Annotated in this window: 17 protein-coding genes and 1 pseudogene; 11 read left to right on the plus strand and 7 right to left on the minus strand. The window is 72.8% G+C overall.

The window, feature by feature from the left end:
• Positions 1-6: 6 nt before the first annotated feature.
• From alr to ABGB17_RS07910, 3 genes are all read right to left on the minus strand, one after another.
• On the minus strand, positions 7-1,122 hold the full coding sequence (alr, locus tag ABGB17_RS07900) for an alanine racemase (RefSeq protein WP_347627169.1): 1,116 nt from the start codon (positions 1,120-1,122) through the stop codon (positions 7-9).
• 66 nt (positions 1,123-1,188) lie between these two features.
• Positions 1,189-2,697, minus strand: a complete 1,509-nt coding sequence (locus ABGB17_RS07905) for an NAD(P)H-hydrate dehydratase (RefSeq protein WP_347627141.1) — start codon at positions 2,695-2,697, stop codon at positions 1,189-1,191.
• Positions 2,698-2,751: 54 nt separating this feature from the next.
• Entirely contained in the window at positions 2,752-3,129 is a 378-nt protein-coding gene (locus ABGB17_RS07910) for a holo-ACP synthase (protein ID WP_347627142.1), read from the minus strand.
• On the opposite strand from ABGB17_RS07910, the gene coaA reads away from it, so the two are divergent.
• From coaA to ABGB17_RS07945, 7 genes and pseudogenes are all read left to right on the plus strand, one after another.
• The gene (coaA, locus tag ABGB17_RS07915; RefSeq protein WP_347627143.1) at positions 3,128-4,051 is read left to right on the plus strand and encodes a type I pantothenate kinase; all 924 of its coding nucleotides are present in this window, start codon (positions 3,128-3,130) and stop codon (positions 4,049-4,051) included. The two genes, ABGB17_RS07910 and coaA, sit on opposite strands and share 2 nt — an antisense overlap.
• A 94-nt stretch (positions 4,052-4,145) precedes the next feature.
• Positions 4,146-5,111 (plus strand): DUF389 domain-containing protein, encoded by a 966-nt coding sequence (locus ABGB17_RS07920; RefSeq protein ID WP_347627144.1) that lies wholly within the window; start codon positions 4,146-4,148, stop codon positions 5,109-5,111.
• A gap of 40 nt (positions 5,112-5,151) precedes the next feature.
• Positions 5,152-6,060, plus strand: coding sequence for an ABC transporter ATP-binding protein (locus ABGB17_RS07925; protein ID WP_347627145.1), 909 nt, complete (start codon positions 5,152-5,154; stop codon positions 6,058-6,060).
• The gene (locus ABGB17_RS07930) at positions 6,053-6,979 is read left to right on the plus strand and encodes an ABC transporter permease (RefSeq protein ID WP_347627146.1); all 927 of its coding nucleotides are present in this window, start codon (positions 6,053-6,055) and stop codon (positions 6,977-6,979) included. The genes ABGB17_RS07925 and ABGB17_RS07930 overlap by 8 nt, the downstream gene beginning before the upstream one ends.
• A complete protein-coding gene (locus tag ABGB17_RS07935) occupies positions 6,976-7,893 on the plus strand; it encodes an ABC transporter ATP-binding protein (protein ID WP_347627147.1) in 918 nt (305 codons plus the stop codon). The genes ABGB17_RS07930 and ABGB17_RS07935 overlap by 4 nt, the downstream gene beginning before the upstream one ends.
• Positions 7,890-8,606 carry an ABC transporter permease subunit gene (locus ABGB17_RS07940; RefSeq protein ID WP_347627148.1) on the plus strand — a complete coding sequence of 239 codons (717 nt, stop codon included), beginning with the start codon at positions 7,890-7,892 and terminating at the stop codon, positions 8,604-8,606. The genes ABGB17_RS07935 and ABGB17_RS07940 overlap by 4 nt, the downstream gene beginning before the upstream one ends.
• Positions 8,607-9,831: 1,225 nt before the next feature.
• Positions 9,832-10,146 (plus strand): annotated as a pseudogene (locus ABGB17_RS07945) (cellulose binding domain-containing protein); the annotation flags it as partial.
• Between the two features lie 6 nt (positions 10,147-10,152).
• Here ABGB17_RS07945 and ABGB17_RS07950 read toward each other — a convergent pair.
• On the minus strand, positions 10,153-10,524 hold the full coding sequence (locus tag ABGB17_RS07950) for a hypothetical protein (RefSeq protein WP_347627149.1): 372 nt from the start codon (positions 10,522-10,524) through the stop codon (positions 10,153-10,155).
• 154 nt (positions 10,525-10,678) lie between these two features.
• On the opposite strand from ABGB17_RS07950, the gene ABGB17_RS07955 reads away from it, so the two are divergent.
• Positions 10,679-11,224, plus strand: coding sequence for a hypothetical protein (locus ABGB17_RS07955; RefSeq protein ID WP_347627150.1), 546 nt, complete (start codon positions 10,679-10,681; stop codon positions 11,222-11,224).
• Positions 11,225-11,371: 147 nt separating this feature from the next.
• Here ABGB17_RS07955 and glmM read toward each other — a convergent pair whose 3' ends face one another.
• The 3 genes from glmM to rplM are packed head-to-tail and all read right to left on the minus strand — an operon-like array spanning position 11,372 to position 13,749.
• Entirely contained in the window at positions 11,372-12,733 is a 1,362-nt protein-coding gene (gene glmM, locus ABGB17_RS07960) for a phosphoglucosamine mutase (RefSeq protein ID WP_347627151.1), read from the minus strand.
• Positions 12,730-13,254 carry a 30S ribosomal protein S9 gene (gene rpsI, locus ABGB17_RS07965; protein WP_347627152.1) on the minus strand — a complete coding sequence of 175 codons (525 nt, stop codon included), beginning with the start codon at positions 13,252-13,254 and terminating at the stop codon, positions 12,730-12,732. Before rpsI ends, glmM begins: the two co-directional genes overlap by 4 nt.
• A 51-nt stretch (positions 13,255-13,305) precedes the next feature.
• The gene (gene rplM / locus ABGB17_RS07970) at positions 13,306-13,749 is read right to left on the minus strand and encodes a 50S ribosomal protein L13 (protein WP_347627153.1); all 444 of its coding nucleotides are present in this window, start codon (positions 13,747-13,749) and stop codon (positions 13,306-13,308) included.
• Positions 13,750-14,124: 375 nt separating this feature from the next.
• Between rplM and ABGB17_RS07975 the strand changes: the two genes are divergently transcribed.
• The 3 genes from ABGB17_RS07975 to ABGB17_RS07985 form a co-directional block, all read left to right on the plus strand.
• Entirely contained in the window at positions 14,125-14,856 is a 732-nt protein-coding gene (locus tag ABGB17_RS07975; protein WP_347627154.1) for a CAP domain-containing protein, read from the plus strand.
• Positions 14,857-15,326: 470 nt separating this feature from the next.
• Positions 15,327-17,003: a hypothetical protein gene (locus tag ABGB17_RS07980; RefSeq protein WP_347627155.1), complete on the plus strand. Its 1,677-nt coding sequence runs from the start codon at positions 15,327-15,329 to the stop codon at positions 17,001-17,003.
• A 563-nt stretch (positions 17,004-17,566) separates the two neighbouring features.
• Positions 17,567-17,801: hypothetical protein (locus ABGB17_RS07985; RefSeq protein ID WP_347627156.1), on the plus strand; the 235-nt coding region annotated here is incomplete at its 3' end.

The following is a 17,801-nucleotide window of genomic DNA, read 5'->3' on the forward strand; positions in this document are numbered from 1 at the left end:
CTCCTCTTACCGGTGAACGCGCGGGACACGCGCGCCGATCCTCGTCACGATCTCATGGGTGATCGTGCCCAGGGAATCGGCCCACTCCTGAGCGGTCGGCTCGCCCGACGTCCCCGGCCCGAACAGGATCACCTCGTCCCCTTCCCGCACGTCGTCGTCCGCCATGTCGATCATGAACTGGTCCATGCAGACCCGGCCCGCGATCGTACGCCTGCGGCCCGCGGCGAGGACCTGCCCACGGTTGGTCGCCGCACGCATCACACCGTCGGCGTACCCGAGGGGCACCAGCGCCAGCGTGGTCTCGCTCTCGGTGGTGTACAGGTGCCCGTACGACACGCCCGTGCCCGGAGTGACGCGTTTCACCATGGCCACCTGGGCCACCAGCGTCATCGCGGGCCGCAGCCCGAAGTCGCCGAGCTCGGGGATGGGGCTGAGGCCGTACACGGCGATGCCGGGCCGCACCATGTCGTACCGGGCGGCGGGCAGCGACACGGTGGCCGCGGAGTTGGCGATGTGGCGCAGGACGTGGGAGCCGCCCGCGCCGGCCTTCTCCGCGACGGCCAGCGCCTCGTCGAACGCCGCGAGCTGTCGGGCGATGGACGGGTGCCCCGGGATGTCGGCGCACGCGAAGTGGGACCACAACCCGGCGATCTCGACGGTCCCGGCGGCCTGGAGGGCGAGCGCGCGGTCCACGAGCGTGGGCCAGTCGGCCACCGTGGCGCCGCCCCGCGAGATGCCGGTGTCGGCCTTCAGGTGCACCCGCGCGGTACGCCCGGCGCGTCCCGCCGCGGCGGCGATGCCGTCGAGCACCCACGGGTCGCCCGCGGACAGCTCGACGTCCGCGGCGACCGCCTCTTCGAGGGGCTCCCCCGGCGTGATGATCCACGACAGGATCGGCGCGGTGACCCCGCCGGCCCGCAGCGCGAGGGCCTCCCGCACGAAAGCGGTGCCGAGGCGGGACGCCCCGGCGGCGAGTGCGGCGCGGGCGCACGGCACCAGGCCGTGCCCGTAGGCGTCGGCCTTGACCGCGACCATCATCTCGGCACCGGGGGCGTGCCCGCGCAGCACCGCGATGTTGTGCTCGATCGCCGAGAGGTCCACCCGGGCCTCGGCGGGCGTCATGAGGGATCCGCTGATGGGGAGACTCACCCTTTCAGTGTCGCAGCCACCCGGCGTCGCGGGACCGGTTCACCCGCCCGCCACCAGGGAGCGGATGACGCCGGGGAGCTCCCGCGCGACGTCGAGGGCCGCGATCGGCGCCTCGCCGCCTCGCGGCCCGCCGGCCGCCGCCCGCCCGGCGAGCCCGTGGAGGTACGCGGCGCAGGAGGCGGCGTCGCGCGTGCTCATGCCGCCGGCGAGGAAGGCCCCGCAGATGCCGGCGAGCACGTCGCCGGTGCCTCCGGTGGCCAGCCAGGGGGTGCCCGTGACGTTCACCAGGACCGGCCCGCCCTCCTCGGCCACCAGGGTAGTCGACCCCTTGAGCAGCACCGTCACCCCGAGCTCGGCGGCGGCGCGGCGCGCGAAGTACAGCCGCCGCGCCTCGATGTCGTCCGACGGCACACCGAGGAGGCGGCCGAGCTCGCCGGTGTGCGGGGTGATCACCGTGGGGGCGGAGCGCCGCAGCAGGGAGCGGTCGCGGGCGGCCAGGGTGAGCCCGTCCGCGTCCACCAGGGCGGGCACGTCGGCGGCCAGCGCGGACGCGGCCAGGGCGTGCGCGTCGTCGCCGGTGCCCATGCCGGGCCCCACCACCCAGCACTGCACCCGGCCGGCACCCGTGACGCCGTCCTCGGGCGTGACGACCGAGGTGACCGCTTCCGGCCACCGGGCGCGCACCTGCCGCACCGGCTCCTCGGCGCTCGCGAAGCGCACCAGCCCGGCCCCGGCACGCACGGCCCCGCCGACGGTGAGCACGGCGGCACCGGTGAAGCGGTCGCTGCCCGCCACCACCCCCACCACGCCCCTGCGGTACTTGTTGGACTCGGCCGCCGCCCGGGGCAGCCGCCCGGCCACGTCGGGCCCGTCGAACGCTGCCACGCCGGGGGCGGGCAGGTGGGGCCGCAGGCCGATGTCCACCACCCGCAGGCCGCCCACGTGGCCGGCGCCGGGGTCGATCAGCAGGCCCGGCTTGGCCGCGCCGAACGTCACGGTGAGGTGGGCGCGCACGGCGTCCCCCCTGACCTCGCCGGTGCTCGCGTCCACGCCGCTCGGCACGTCCACCGCGACCACCACACCGGGCGCCGTCGCCGTCAGCCGGGCCAGGGCCGCGTACGGCTCCCGCAGCGCGCCGGTGCCGCCGATGCCCACCAGCCCGTCCACCAGCACCTCGGCCCCGTCGATCAGGCCGCGCAGCACGGGGTCGGACTCCGGCCCGCCCGCGGCCTCCCGCAGGTCGAGCGACCGCCCCCCGGCGCGGGTCAGCGCGGCCAGCCCGCCCTCATGGGTGCGGCTGCCGGCGAGCACCGCCCGCACCCGGGCGCCCCGGCGGGCGAGGACCGCCCCGGCGTACAGGGCGTCGCCGCCGTTGTCCCCGCTGCCGACCAGCAGGACCACCCGCGCGCCGTACACCCGGGGCACGGCCTCGGCGCAGGCCACCGCGAGACCGGTGGCCGCCCTGCTCATGAGGGTGCCCTCGGGCAGCAGGGCCATCAGCGCCCGCTCGGCGACCCTGATCTCGTCGGAGGTGTACGCGCTCAGCACCTCACCGAATCTAGCCGTCCCCGATCTCCGGCAGGAAGCCGCCCCACGGGCGCCTCAGCCCTCGGCGACGACGTACGCGACGGCCATCCCGCCGTCGTGGCTGAGCGACACGTGCCAGCGGGTCACCCCGAGCGCCGCCGCCACCTCGGCGGCCCGCCCGGTGACCGCGAGCCGCGGGCGGCCGTACGGGCCCGTGGTGATCTCGGCGTCCCGGTGGTCCAGCCCGGGGGGCGCGCCGAGGGCCTTGGCGACGGCCTCCTTGGCGGCGAACCGGGCGGCCAGCGAGTGCGGCGGCAGCTCCCGCTCGCCCTCGGTGAACAGCCGGTCCCGCAGCCGGGGCGTGCGCAGGAGTGCCGCCTCCAGCCGGGCGACGTCCACGAGGTCCACCCCGATGCCGACGATCACACTGATCAGCATAGAGTTCGCATCCATGGAGGCATCGCACCCTTACGTCGAGCTCAGCCGCGCCCAGTGGCGGGAGCTGCGCGAGAACACGCCTCTCACCCTGACGGCCAAGGAGCTGGAGGAGCTGCGCGGCGTCGACGACCCGATCGACCTGGCCGAGGTCACCGACATCTACCTGCCGCTGACCCGTCTGCTGAACCTCCACTTCACGGGCGTCCGGCAGCGCGGCGCGGCGGTGAACACCTTCCTTGGCGACGACCACGCGCCCCCGCCGTACATCCTCGGCATCGCGGGCAGCGTCGCGGTCGGCAAGTCGACCACGGCCCGCCTGCTGCACACCCTGCTGGCCCGCTGGCCCGAGCACCCCCGCGTGGACCTGATCACCACCGACTCGTTCCTGTACCCCAACAAGGTGCTGGAGGAGCGCGGCATCTCCCACCGCAAGGGCTTCCCCGAGAGCTACGACCGCCGGGCGCTCGTGCGTTTCGTCGCCGACGTCAAGGCGGGCGCCGAGGAGGTGCGGGCCCCGGTCTACAGCCACCTGGAGTACGACATCGTGCCGGGCGCCTCGCAGACCGTGCGGCGGCCGGACATCCTCATCGTCGAGGGCCTCAACGTGCTGCAGCCGGCGCCGCCGGCGGCGCTGGCGGTCAACGACTACTTCGACTTCTCGATCTACGTGGACGCCCGCGTGGAGGACATCCGGGCCTGGTACGTCGACCGGTTCCACAAGCTGCGCCGCACGGCGTTCGCGGACCCCAAGTCGTACTTCTCCTACATCGCCGACCTGTCGGAGGAGGACGCCACCCGGTTCGCCAAGCAGGTCTGGCGGGACGTCAACGAGCTGAACCTGGTGGAGAACATCGCCCCCACCCGGGGACGCGCCGGGCTGATCCTGTACAAGGGACCCGATCATTCCATAAGGCGCGTACGCCTCCGCCGCACCTAGCCCCGGTTCCCGCGCATCGCCCTCGACCTGCGCCGATCACGTGCTGACCAGGGACTTTTCGGGCTGGTGCCGAAAACGGGCCTAAGCTTCGGTCATGCTGCACCTGAGGGTGATCTCCCCCCATGCCCGCACCTCCGAGGTGCTGCGCATGCTCACCGAGGCGGCCGGGGTCACCAACGTGATCGAGCTGCCCGGCGCCGGGCGGCGCCCCGAGGGCGACCTCGTGATGTTCGAGGTCACCCGTGAGGGCGCGAACGCCGTCATCGAGCACCTCAAGGAGCTCGGCATCGCCGAGGAGGGCTCCATCGCGGCCGAGCGGGTGGACCTGTCGCTGTCCCGGGTCGCCGACGAGGCCGAGGCCCAGGTGCCCGGCGCGCCCGGCGACGCCGTGGTGTGGGACGAGCTGGCCGAGCAGGTGTCGGACGACTGCCGGGTCACCTGGGCGTACCTGGCGTTCCTCACCATCGCCACCATGATCGCGGCGATCGGGGTGGTGCTGCCGTCCCTCATCCTGATCGTCGGGGCGATGGTGCTCGGCCCGGAGTTCGGCGCGGTGGCGGCGGTGTCGTTCGGCCTGCTGCGGCGGGACGGCGGGCTGATCGTCTCCGCGCTGCGCACGCTGCTGATCGGGTTCCTGCTGGCCATCGCCGTCACGACGGCCTTCGCCCTGCTGCTGCACGGCATCGGGTGGATCGGCCCGCAGACGCTCAACGGCCACGACGAGGTGGAGTTCATCGTCAAGCCCGACCAGTGGTCGTTCATCGTGGCGCTGCTCGCCGGGGCGGCCGGCGTGTTGTCGGTCACGGCGGGCAAGTCCTCGGCCCTGGTCGGCGTCTTCATCTCGGTGACGACCGTGCCGGCCGCCGGGTTCGCCGCCGTCGCCGCCGCGACCGGGCGGTGGGACGACGTCGGGGGCTCGGCGGCGCAGCTCATCGTCAACATCGCCGGCATGGTGATCGCCGGGACGGTCACCCTGCTCGTGCAACGGGTGTTCTGGTCGAGGTACGGCCTGCGTATCACGCCGCCCGCCGCTCGGAGGAGGCGCGATTCCTCCGTGTGACGGAGCCGCCGGGGGCCCGGCCTTGGATAGTGTCCCTGGCATGACCATCCTCGCCACCGAGGGACTCACCAAACGATTTCCCCGGGTGACGGCGCTCGACCGGCTCACCGTCACCGCGGAGCCGGGCGTCACGGGCCTGGTCGGCGCCAACGGCGCGGGGAAGTCCACCCTCATCAAGATCCTGCTCGGGCTGCTGCCGCCTACCGAGGGCCGCGCCGCCGTGCTCGGGCTGGACCCCGCCACCCAGGCGCTCGACATCCGCCGCAAGGTCGGCTACATGCCCGAGCACGATTGCCTGCCGCCGGACGTCTCGGCCACCGAGTTCACCGTCCACATGGCCCGCATGTCCGGTCTGCCGCGCGGCACCGCCCGCGAGCGCGCCGCCGACACACTGCGGCACGTCGGCCTGTACGAGGAGCGCTACCGCCCCATCGGCGGCTACTCCACCGGCATGAAGCAGCGCGTCAAGCTGGCCCAGGCGCTGGTGCACGACCCCAGCCTGCTGTTCCTCGACGAACCCACCAACGGCCTGGACCCGAAGGGCCGCGACGACATGCTGGCGCTGATCCGGCGCATCGGCACCGAGTTCGGCATCAGCGTGGTGGTGACCTCCCACCTGCTCGGCGAGCTTGAGCGGGTGTGCGACCACGTCATCGTCATCGACGGCGGCCGGTTGCTGCGCTCCTCGGCGATCGGGGAGTTCACCCAGGCCACCCAGTCGATCACCGTCGAGGTCGAGGAGGGCCAGGAGGCGCTGGCCGAGCGGCTGCGGGCCGCCGGGCGTGCCGTCACCGAGCACGGGCGCCTGCTCATCATGGACGCCGGCACGCCGGGCGCGCACGACCTGGTACGGGACGCGGTGTGCGACCTGAACCTGTCGCTGGTGCGGCTGGAACAGGGCCGCCACCGCATCGAGGACGTCTTCCGGGAGGAGGCCGCACATGTCTGAGACGGGCACCGAGACGGGCCCTGGGACGGGCACGGTCCCTGTGGCCGAGCGGCCGTCCGGGGTCATCCACGACATCGGGTACCGCCACTACGACGGCCCGCGCCACGGGCGGGGCCACGCGTTCGCCGCGCTCACGCTCAACAGCCTGCGCGGGGTGTTCGGGCTCGGCCGCACCGCACGGTCCAAGATCATGCCGTTCCTGCTCTTCGGCGTGATGATGCTGCCCGCGGTGGTGTCGATCGCGGTGATGGCCATCCTCAAGGAGCGCGCCCTGCCCTACCCGGCGTACGCCGTCACCATGCAGGCCGTGCTCGCGGTGTTCCTGGCCGCGCAGTCGCCGTACCTGGTGGCGCCCGACCTGCGGTTCCGGGTGCTGCCGCTGTACATGTCCCGTCCCACCACGGCGCTCGACTACGTGGCGGCCAAGCTGACCGCCATGACGCTCGCCCTGTTCATCCTGATCGGCGCGCCGCTCACCCTGCTGTTCGCCGGGGAGCTGCTGGTGGACCTGCCCGGCCCGCCGCACACCGGCGACTACCTCGCCGCGATGGGCACCGCGGTGATCTACGCGGTGCTGCTCGCCGCGATCGGCGTGGCGCTGGCGTCGTTCACGCCGCGGCGCGGGCTCGGCGTCGCCTCGGTGATCGCCGTCTACCTGCTGTCGTCGGCGGTGTCGGCCGTCCTGGTGGGCCTGCTGATGTCCACCAGCCGGGACGCCGCGGCCACGTGGGCCTGGCTGATCAACCCGTTCTTCCTGGTGGACGCGGTGCAGAACTGGCTGTTCGGCGTCGAACCGCACAACGACGGCGGCTACCCGCCGGACCTCGGCGGCCCGGTCGCCGCCGCCCTCGTGGTCGCGATCACCGGACTGTGCGTCTCCGCCCTCGTCCTGCGGTACCGGAAGGCGGCCGCGTCGTGAACATCGAACTGGCCCAGGTCTCCCGCTGGTACGGCAACGTGGTGGCGGTCAACGACGTCACCATGACGATCGGCCCCGGCGTCACCGGGCTGCTCGGCCCGAACGGCGCGGGCAAGTCCACCCTGCTGCACATGATGGCCGGGTTCCTCGCCCCCTCCACCGGCACGGCCACGCTGGACGGCACGCCGATCTGGCGCAACCACCAGATCTACCGCTCCATCGGCCTGGTGCCCGAGCGCGAGGCCGTCTACGGCTTCCTCACCGGCTGGCAGTTCGTGCTCTCCGGCGCCAAGCTGCACGGCCTGCCGTCCCCCGAGGACGCCGCGGCGAAAGCCCTCGCGATGGTCGAGATGGAGAGCGCCAAGGACCGGCGCATCGAGACCTACTCCAAGGGCATGCGGCAGCGGGTCAAGGTCGCCGCCGCCCTGGTGCACGACCCGCGGGTGCTGCTGCTCGACGAGCCGTTCAACGGCATGGACCCGCGCCAGCGCCTCCACCTGATGGACCTCGTGCGCGAGCTCGGCGCCTCGGGGCGCACCATCCTGTTCAGCTCGCACATCCTGGAGGAGGTCGAGCGGGTCGCCCAGCACATCGAGGTGCTGGTCGCCGGGCGGCACGCCGCGTCCGGCGACTTCCGGGAGATCCGCAGACGCATGACCGACCGGCCCCACCTGTTCCGGGTGCGCTCCAGCGACGACCGGCGCCTCGCCGCGGCGCTGATCGCCGACGGGTCCTCCGGGGCGGTGTCCCTCGGACCCGCCGGGCTGGAGGTGCAGGCCGTCGACTTCCGCAGGTTCACCTGGCTGCTGCCCCGGGTCGCCCGGGACGCCGGGATCACCCTCACCGAGGTGTCCCCCGCCGACGAGGACCTGGAAAGCGTCTTCTCCTACCTGATCTCCGGGAGCACCCGATGAACTCCGTCGTCGCCGGCATCACGTTCCGCGCCGTGCTCGGACGCCGCCGGGTGCTGCTCCTGCTGCTGCTCCCCCTGCTGCTGCTCGGGCTCGCGGCGCTGCTCAGGGCGCTCGGCAGCACCGACGAGAAGGCCGCGATCACCCTCATGCAGGTGTACGCGATCGGCACCATGCTGCCGCTGCTCGGGCTGATCGCGGGCACCGGCACCATCGCCCCCGAGATCGACGACGGCACGATCATCCACCTGCTGTCCAAGCCGATCTCGCGGCCGGTGATCGCCACCACCAAGTTCGCGGTCGCGGCGGGGCTGCTCGTGCTGTTCGCCGCGGTGCCGACGTTCCTCGCGGGGTACCTGCTGCTGCGCGGCGAGGCGGGCATCGCCTACGGCTTCGCGGTCGGCTCGGTGGTCGGCGGGGTGGCCTACGCGGCGGTGTTCCTGCTGCTCGGGGTGGTCACGCGGCACGCGGTGACGGTCGGCATCATCTACGCCGTGGTGTGGGAGAACCTCGTCGGCGGCTACGTGCCGGGGGCGCGCAACTTCTCCATCCAGCAGTGGGCGCAGACGTTCGCCGCCGAGATCAGCACCTCGGGGTTCCTGAACGCCTCGGTGAGCATGGGCTTCGCGGTGCCGGCCGTGCTGATCGTCACCGTCGGGTCGGTGGTGTGGGCCGGCCAGCGGCTGCGCGTGTTGTCCCTCACCGGCGACGAGTGACCGCGTAACTTTCACCTCTCCCCGCACGGCGACCTGCGCGGATCCGGCACCGGCCGGGTCCGCGCTGTCGCGTCCGGGGGGCGGAGGTCTACCGTGACCGCGGCGGGGCGTCCGTCCCGGCGGTGCCGCCTCGGGACCGCCCGCCGGCAGAGCGTCCGCCCCCTGGAGGCACGTCATGATCGACCGGGTGCTCTCCTTCCGGCGCCTTATGGTGTTCGTCTGCGTCGCGGCCCTGGTCGCGGCGGGGACCGCCTGGCGGGCGCACGCCGTGCCGGACACCTCCGCCCCGGTCACCGGCAACTCCACCTATTTCGACGCGCTCGGCTCCCCGTACGGCGGGTGCGGGCTGCCCCAGGCGCAGCTCGACAGCCCGCACTTCGTGGCGCTGAACGTCTACAACACGCCCGGCGACTACGCCTACTACCCGCGGCCCATCCCGCCTGAGCAGGCCGCCCGGATCGGCGTGTGGGACAACGGCCGCAACTGCGGGCGTTTCGTGCGGGTGACGGTCGGCGACTTCTGCACCGGGGTGAACGACGGGGCGGCCGGGCAGGCGTTCTGCCGCAACGGCTCGTGGGTCGCCGACGCCTACAACGGCGCCACCCTCACCATGGTCGTCGCGGACAGTTGCGGGGACCCCAACGCCTGGTGCCGGGACGACCCGTACCACCTGGACCTCGCCAAGAACTCGATCAACCAGTTCGTCAAGAACGGCGCCCCGGTGGGCGACCTGCTGCCGAACCACTTCAACAACCGGCGGATGACGTGGTCGTTCGTCCCGGCGCCCGACTACAGCGGGGACATCCGCATCGGGTTCATCCAGGGGGCGCAGCGGTACTGGCCGGCCATCGCGGTGTCGCACCTGGCGAACGGCATCCACGGCGTGGAGTACTTCGCCGGCGGCACCTGGCAGGCGGCGCAGCCGAACCGCGACATGGGGCAGTCGTTCATCATCGCGCCCATGGTGAGCGCGGGGACCGATTACCGCATCCGCGTGCGGGACGTCACCGACCAGCTCGTCAACGGCGGGCGGGAGTACTCGTTCTCGCTGCCCGCGTCCTGCGGCACGCAGTGCTCGGCGGCCTACACCGCCGCGACATACACGACCAGCGGCGGCGGCTCGTCCTCGCCGACGCCTCCCGTGAGCCCGACCCCGAGCAGTACGCCCGCCCCCACGCCAACCCCCACGCCCACACCGACGCCGACGCCGACCTTCGGCGGGCAGTGCCGGGTGGCGTACTCGACCAACGACTGGGGCGGCGGCTTCAGCGCGAGCATCACCGTCACCAACACGGGCCCGGCCCTCAGCTCGTGGAGCCTGCGCTTCGTGTACCCGACCACCCAGCAGATCCTGGTGTCGCAGGGCTGGTCGGCCAACTGGTCGCAGAGCGGCGCGGCGGTCACCGCGACCAACGTGTCCTGGAACGGGTCGCTGGCCATGGGCGCGTCCGTCCAGATCGGTTTCAACGGCACCTACAGCGGCAGCCTGGTGCGCCCGCAGAGTTTCACGCTGAACGGCACCACCTGCGCCGTGGCGTAGGCCCGCTCAGCGGCGGAACATGAGGCGTACGCAGACCCCCACGGCGATGGCACCCACCGCGAACAGCAGCAGGACGCAGGAGACGGCGAGGCCGACCAGCCACAGCCCCCCGGAGTCCGGTGCCGGGTCCGCCCCGCGCCACCCCGCCAGCAGGGCCTGCGGGATCGCGAACGGCACCAGCGTCGCCACAGCCGTGCGCACCGAGACGGTCACCCCGAGGAGCACCCCGCCGAGCAGCACGGCGGCGAACAGCCACGGGTAGAGCAGCGAGCGGAAGAACTCGCCGTCGGTGCCGGTGGCCGTGAGCACCCATGTCACGAGGGCGCCGACGGCGAACGAACAGGCGGCGAGCAGCCGATGCCGATACCGGTGCGTCACGAGCAGCCACCCTAGAGGAGATGCGCCGGACCACGGATATAGGGCGATAAATGCGTTGAGTCTCCAGTAACTGGAGGGTGGAGGGTTGTCATCGACGGGCCACGCCGACGGGCGTACGCCCACTTCGATACCACGACCCGAGTAGATGAGGAAAATGGCAGAGTTGGGGAGCCTGACCGCCCGCGAGCGGCAGTTGATCATCGATGAGTTCGTCCAGCAGGCGTTCGCGGGCATCGACCCGGGCGCGCCGGGCGCCAGGATCGCCCAGGGGATGCGCCAGCTGCCGGAGGACGCCCCGGACGAGCTCACGCCGGAGCAGGCGGCGGCCTGGGCCGAGCTGACCGGCCTGATGGCCGACGCGTCCTTCCGTGAGCGTGTGCGCCAGATGGCGGTGACGGGCGCCCAGGGCGGGGAGCAGCCGGCGTACGACCCTGCGCCGGTCACCGAGCACGCGTCCGCCGCCGTCGCGGCCGGCGTCGCGCCGGAGTCCGCGCAGGGCAAGGAGATCGTGGACCGCATCGTCGGCGCGGACACCTCCGCCGCCGAGCGGGCCAAGCTCGCCGGCCAGATCGAGATGTTCACCGACCGGCGCGTGGAGCGCTACTGGGAGCTGATGGGCGTGCTCAACAACCGCCCGCCCTTCACCCCGAGCACCCCGGCGTTCGAATGGTTCGCCGCGGCACTGCGCGCCCACGCCTGAGCCACCCCGGCCGCGTGACCCACGGGTCGCGCGCCCGGGCCGCTCCGGCCGTGCGCCTGAGCACCCGCGTGAACGAGAACGGCCGGGCCCGGTACACCGGGTCCGGCCGTACACATCTCTCTCACCGCGCGGGAGACCTGGGGACGGTCAGCCGCAGGTCCTGCGCACCACCTCGGCGAGGTGGCCGGCGAGGCGCTCGGCCTCGTCCTGCGACTCGGCCTCCACCATGACGCGGACCATCGGCTCGGTGCCGCTCGGGCGGATCAGCACCCGGCCGGTGTCGCCGAGGGATCGTTCCACGTCCGCCACCGCGGTCGCCAACTCCTCGGACGTCGCCGCCTTGGCCTTGGAGACGTCCCTGACGTTCACCAGCACCTGCGGCAGGCGGGTCATCGCCGACGCCAGCTCACCGAGCGGGCGGCCCGTGCGGGCCACCTGGGCGAGCAGGTGGAGCGAGGTGAGCAGGCCGTCCCCGGTGGTGGCGTGGTCGAGCATCACCACGTGGCCCGACTGCTCGCCGCCGAAGTTGTAGCCGCCCTCCTTCATGGCCTCGAGGACGTAGCGGTCGCCGACCGCCGTCTCGACCATGGCGAGGCCGGCCTTGCGCAGGGCGATCTTGAAGCCGAGGTTGGACATCACGGTCGCGACCACGGTGTCCTCGGCGAGAACACCCGCGTCGTGCATGGCCAGCGCCAGGATCAACATGATCTGGTCGCCGTCCACCACCTCGCCGGTCGACGTCACCGCGAGGCACCGGTCGGCGTCGCCGTCGTAGGCGATGCCCGCGTCGGCGCCCGACTCCACGACCGCGGCACGCAGCCCGTCGAGGTGGGTGGACCCCACGCCCTCGTTGATGTTGAGGCCGTCCGGCGACGCGCCGATGGTCTCCACCACGGCACCCGCCCGCAGCAGCGCCTCCGGCGCCACCATGTGCGCGGCGCCGTGCGCGCAGTCGAGGACCACCCGCATGCCGTCCAGCCGCCCAGGCAGCGACGTCAGCAGATGGGACACGTAGCGGTCCGCCTCGCCGTACGCGTCGCGAACCCGGCCGACCGCCGCGCCCACCGGGCGGTTCCACTTCTCGCCGAGCCGGTGCTCGATGTCGTTCTCCACCGCGTCGGGCAGCTTGAAGCCGCCGCGCGCGAAGAACTTGATGCCGTTGTCCGGCGCCGGGTTGTGCGACGCGGACAACATGACGCCGAGATCGGCGCCGAGGGCCGAGGTGAGGTACGCCACCGCCGGGGTGGGCAGCACGCCGAGGCGCAGCACGTCCACCCCCGACGACGCCAGGCCGGCGACCACCGCGGCCTCCAGGAACTCCCCGGAGGCACGCGGGTCCCGGCCCACGACGGCGACCGGGCGGCCACGCCGCCCGACGCTCGACTCGAACGCGCCGGCATCACCGAGGACGTGAGCGGCCGCGACCGAGAGGTCCATGGCCAGCTCCGCCGTGAGGTCGCGGCCCGCGACCCCACGGACGCCGTCGGTGCCGAACAACCGGCCCGTCAACGCTTGCTGTACTGCGGGGCCTTACGGGCCTTCTTGAGGCCGTACTTCTTCCGCTCCTTCACCCGGGCGTCGCGGGTCAGGAAGCCGGCCTTCTTCAGCGGCGGGCGGTTGACCTCGCTGTCCAGGGCGGTCAGGGCGCGGGCGAGGCCCATGCGCAGCGCGCCGGCCTGGCCGGTCACGCCGCCGCCGTCGATGCGCGCGAACACGTCGAACTGGTCCTCGGCGCCGAGCGTCACGAACGGCTCGTTGACGATCTGCTGGTGGACCTTGTTCGGGAAGTAGTTGTCCAGCGAGCGGCCGTTGATGGTCCACTTGCCGGTGCCCGGCACGATGCGCACCCGGGCGACCGCCTCCTTGCGGCGGCCGGTCCCGTACGAGTTGCCCGTGGTGATGGGCTTACGCGCGGGGGTGTCGCCGGCAGGAGCGGACTCAGTGGTGTACTCGGACGGGAACTCCTCAGAGCTGTCCGTGATGTCCACGTCGCCCTCGAAGGGCGTCTCGACACCGGTGGGCTCAGCCACGGTTCTCCTCTTACTTTCGATCTAGGCGTCAGCCGTCGGCCAACGGTGCGACTACTGGGCGGTCTTGGTGAGCTCGAACGGCACCGGACGCTGGGCCGCGTGCGGGTGCTCGGGGCCGGCGTACACCTTGAGCTTCTTGGCCATCTTCCGGCCGAGGGCGTTCTTCGGGAGCATGCCCTTGACGGCCTTCTCGACGGCGCGGTCCGGGCGCTTCTCCATCAGCTCGCTGTAGGGGACCGCGCGCAGACCACCGGGGTAGCCGGAGTGGCGGTACGCCTTCTTCTGCTCGAGCTTGTTGCCGGTCAGAGCCACCTTGTCGGCGTTGACGACGATGACGAAGTCACCGGTGTCGACGTGCGGCGCGAAGATCGGCTTGTGCTTACCGCGGAGCAACGTCGCGACATGGGTGGCAAGCCGACCCAGCACCACGTCGGTGGCGTCGATGACGTACCACTGACGTTCGACGTCGGTGGCCTTAGGGGTGAACGTGCGCACGGTGGTAAGCCTTCTGGTCGGGTTCGGCAATCGATCACGGAGGGTCGTGGGCGAGCGCACGACAGCCCAGACCATCCGTCTCCACGAACAGGGAGATGACGCCGGACGCGCCGCGCACCGGTCTCGACGGACCGATCCGCACACAACAAACAAGCAGACTACCGGTCGTGACGTGCGCGGGTCAAAACGAACCGCCGGCACGGCCGGACTCGGTGTCCAGTGTACGGCCCGTTCAGCGACTGTTCCGCGAATCTGGCAACCCGCGTCTCTTCTTTAACATTGGACAACCTCTCTATATTTGACAGCGGTATGTGCCAGCGCTTTCATCTCCGGCATACCCAGCGGTTTCCCCGTCGCCGGACCCATGTGGGTCTGTTGGCATGTCTCGTCGGCTTCCTGCTCGGCGCGACGGCGATCTCGTGGCTGGACGCGGCACGGGAGGCGCCCCGTGAGCTCTACCTTCAGCCGGCCACACCGACCCCGATGAGCAGCCGGCTGCTCGCCGCCCCCGAGCCCGCCGAAGCACGCCCGCCGCTCGCCCCCGTCGCCCGGCCGGAGGCGCGCCCCACCGGCCTCGCGCGCAGCGCCCCGCCGCCCACGCCGCGCGGCGGCGGCAAGCCGGCCAACGTCATCGACGGCACCGGCTCCGGCGGCACGTCCGGCACCAAGGTCGGCACCGCGGGCGGCGCGTCCGACAGCGGCCCGGCCGGCGCGGAGGGCCTGCCACCCGCGCAGCTGGAAGCCGCCGCCGTCCGCCTCACCAACCAGGAACGCACCCGCCGCGGCTGCGCCCCCCTGCGGGTGGACGGCCGCCTCACCCGCTCGGCACGGGCCCACAGCCGGGACATGGCCGCCAAGGGCTACTTCGACCACACCTCCCCCTCAGGCACCACGCCGTGGCAGCGCATGGCCCGCGCCGGCTACTCCAACAGCGCGGCCGAGAACATCGCCCGCGGCTACGCCTCCGCCGAGGAGACCGTACGCAACTGGATGGCCAACCCCGGCCACCGCCGCAACATCCTGAACTGCCAGATCACCACGGTGGGCGTAGGCGTCGCGTACGGCGGCGGCGACATCTGGTGGACCCAGGACTTCGGCTATTCCTGACCTGTTATGTCGCGCCTCCGGGTTAGTCTCGGCGCATGGGTTACCCCGGGGAACAGCCACCGCGCCGCAAGCCGTACCGCCCGTACGACCCCCCTCCGGCCACCGGAGACCCCGACCCTGCCTCCGGTCCCGCCGACCCCTGGCCCACGGCGTTCACGCCCGCGGAGCCCCCCGCACGCGGCTCCACCACCTCCGGCACATGGCCACCGCCCCCTTCCTCCGGCGAGTCCTCCGCGTGGGCTCCCTCGGCGTCCTCGGGCGAGCCTTCAGCGTGGTCGCCGTCCGCGTCGGGTGAGCCTTCTTCACGGCCGTCGCCCGCCCCTTCCGGCGAGCCCTCCGCGTGGGCGCCCTCCGAGCGTGGCTCCGCCTGGACGCCGTCCCCCTCCTCGGGCACACCGTCGTGGCCCTCGGCCGATCCCTATCCGTCCTCCGCCGAGCCGCCCACCCACGGCCGCCGGCCCCTGAGCCGCATGGAGGAACGCCGCCGCCGCGCCGAGGCCGCCGCCCAGGCGCAGGGGGACAGCGCGTCGCCGGGGTTCGACGCCTTCGGCACGGGGTCGTCGTCCGGCGGGACGTCCGGCACCGGGTCCTTCGGCACGGGTCCGGCCAGTGGCGGCTCGCCGGGTACGGGCTCCTTCGGCGGGCTGCCCGGGAGCGGATCCTCCGGAACGGAGGCCACCGGGACGTCCGCCGGCGGGACGCTCGGGAACGGCGGCTTCGGGACCGGGGGGTTCGAGGCGGCGTCGTTCGGGGCCGGGCGCAACTTCGGGGAGGACGCGGCGGCACGGCCGCTCGAGTCGCCGCGGCGCTCGCCGGGCACCGGGCCGTTCGGTGCCGCGGGCGAGCCGGGCTCCACGCGGCCGGGAGAGCCCCTTCCCGGTCAGGGGACGAGGACGGACCCGTTCCAGCCGCAGTCGACAGGGGGCACGCCGCCCCAGGCGCGTGACCCGTTCGCGGCGTGGGCCGCCCCGGCCGCCCCGCTGGACCCGCCGGGCCAGGAGAGCGCGTTCACGGCGCGGCAGGCGCCGAGCAGGCCGTTCGCCGAGTCCCGCACCGACCAGCACTTCCAGGAGCAGCGCACCGGCTCGTCCGAGACACTGCGCACCCCCACCGACCCCTTCCAGGTGGTGCGCCGGACCGACCCCGACCCGGCGCGGACCACGCGGAGCGGTCCGTTCGCCGCACCCGTCCCCACCGAGACCAGCGCCACGCGCGCCCCAGGCGCGACGTTCGGCACCGGACGGTCCGGCGCCGGCCCGGACGCCGCAGGACCCGGCGGGCGCACCGGCCTCGGCGACCCCGCGACGACCGCCGCGGCCGCCGGCGGATCGTCCGGACGCCGGGGCGGCGGACGCGGCGACGCGAAGAAGTCCCAGCCGCCGATGCGCGAGTACCGCAGCGAGCCCGAGGAGCCCCGGCGCCGGTCCAAGCTCCCGATGATCCTCGGCGGCGTCGTCGCCGCCCTGCTCGTCGCGGGCGGCACCATCGTCATCCTCACCAGCGGCGACGACACCCCCGCGGGCACCGCCGCCCCCACGTCCTCACAACGCCCCGCAGGCCAGGTCCCCATCGTGGCCCCGGACGACAAGGACGGCTACACCGCGTCGCGCAAGACCGACCCGCAGCCCCTCACCCTGAACGAGCTGTTCGGCCGCAAGAAGATCACCACCAAGGGCCGTACCTACGAGATGACCGTCCGCCGCGCCGACAAGAAGTGCAAGGACGCCGTACACGGCACCGCCATGCAGAAAGCCCTGACCTCCGGCGGCTGCACCCAGTTGCTGCGAGCCAGCTTCCGCGACTCCACAAGCACCCTCATCGGCACCGTGGGCGTAGCCAACCTCCGCACCTCCGCCGCCGCCGTCAAGGCCGCCAAGGTGGGCCGAGGCGGCGAACTGGAGGACTACGTCAACCCCCTCCAGGGCAAGGACCCAGCCACGAAGCTCCTGGGCAGCGGCACGGACTCCTACGCCATCGCCTGGTCCCAAGGCCATTACCTGGTGCTCATGTGGTTCCAGTACAAGGACGGCCACAAACCCACCAAGACCGAACTCAAACGCCTGAACCGCGCCGCCGTCGACATCACCGAAGCCACCATCTTCCCCGCCCTGGACACCCGCGCCCTGACCGGCGCCCGCACAAGCTGACCCGTTACGACACTCTCGCGGGGCATCCGCGGGAGCAGGCCCTGCGCTGACCGGCGCCCGCACAAGCTGACCCCGGACGACACTCTCGCGGGGGCATCCGCAGGAGCAGGCCCTGCGCTGACCGGCGCCCGCACAAGCTGACCCCGGACGACACTCTCGCGGGGGATCCGCGGGAGCAGGCCCTGCTCCACGCTGACCGGCGCCCGCACAAGCCGACCCCTTACGACACCACCCCGACCGCCAGGCACGCGTCTCCGCCCTCACCAGAGCACGCTTGCACCAACCACCGCGCGGGGAGCGGCAGGCACGGGCAAGCCTCTCCCGCACCGTGTGCATCACGCTGCTCAGCCGACCTCGCGAACCGGTCGACCTAGCGATGCCGGAGACCCGAGCGCTGAGCGTCTCCAGCGCTCTGGACACCCGCGTGCTTGCCGGAACCTGTGCCACCGGGCCTGCCCAAAACACCCTATTTGCCAATTTAGTGTGACAAATCGGGCGAGGAATCAGACCGGGAAACGCCCATAGCGGTATGCCGGTCCCCGACTCTGGATACGCTTCCGCGTATGCGTGGCCAGGATTCCGGCTCCGAGCACGAACGCCAGTCCGAAGGCTCCGGGGCTCCGGCGATGCCACCCCCGAGCTTCGGCCAGGCGCATTCCTCCGTGCCCCAGCCCGAGCAGACCAAGGCGGACCAGACGACGTCAGGAACCTCCACCTGGTTCCAAGACCCCACCCCGAACGGCCCCGCCCAACCCCCCTGGTCTCCCACCAGTCCACCCCCCGCCACCGCAACGCCCC

It is taken from the genome of Sphaerisporangium sp. B11E5, from assembly GCF_039871875.1.
In the GTDB taxonomy this organism is placed as follows: Bacteria; Actinomycetota; Actinomycetes; order Streptosporangiales; family Streptosporangiaceae; genus Sphaerisporangium.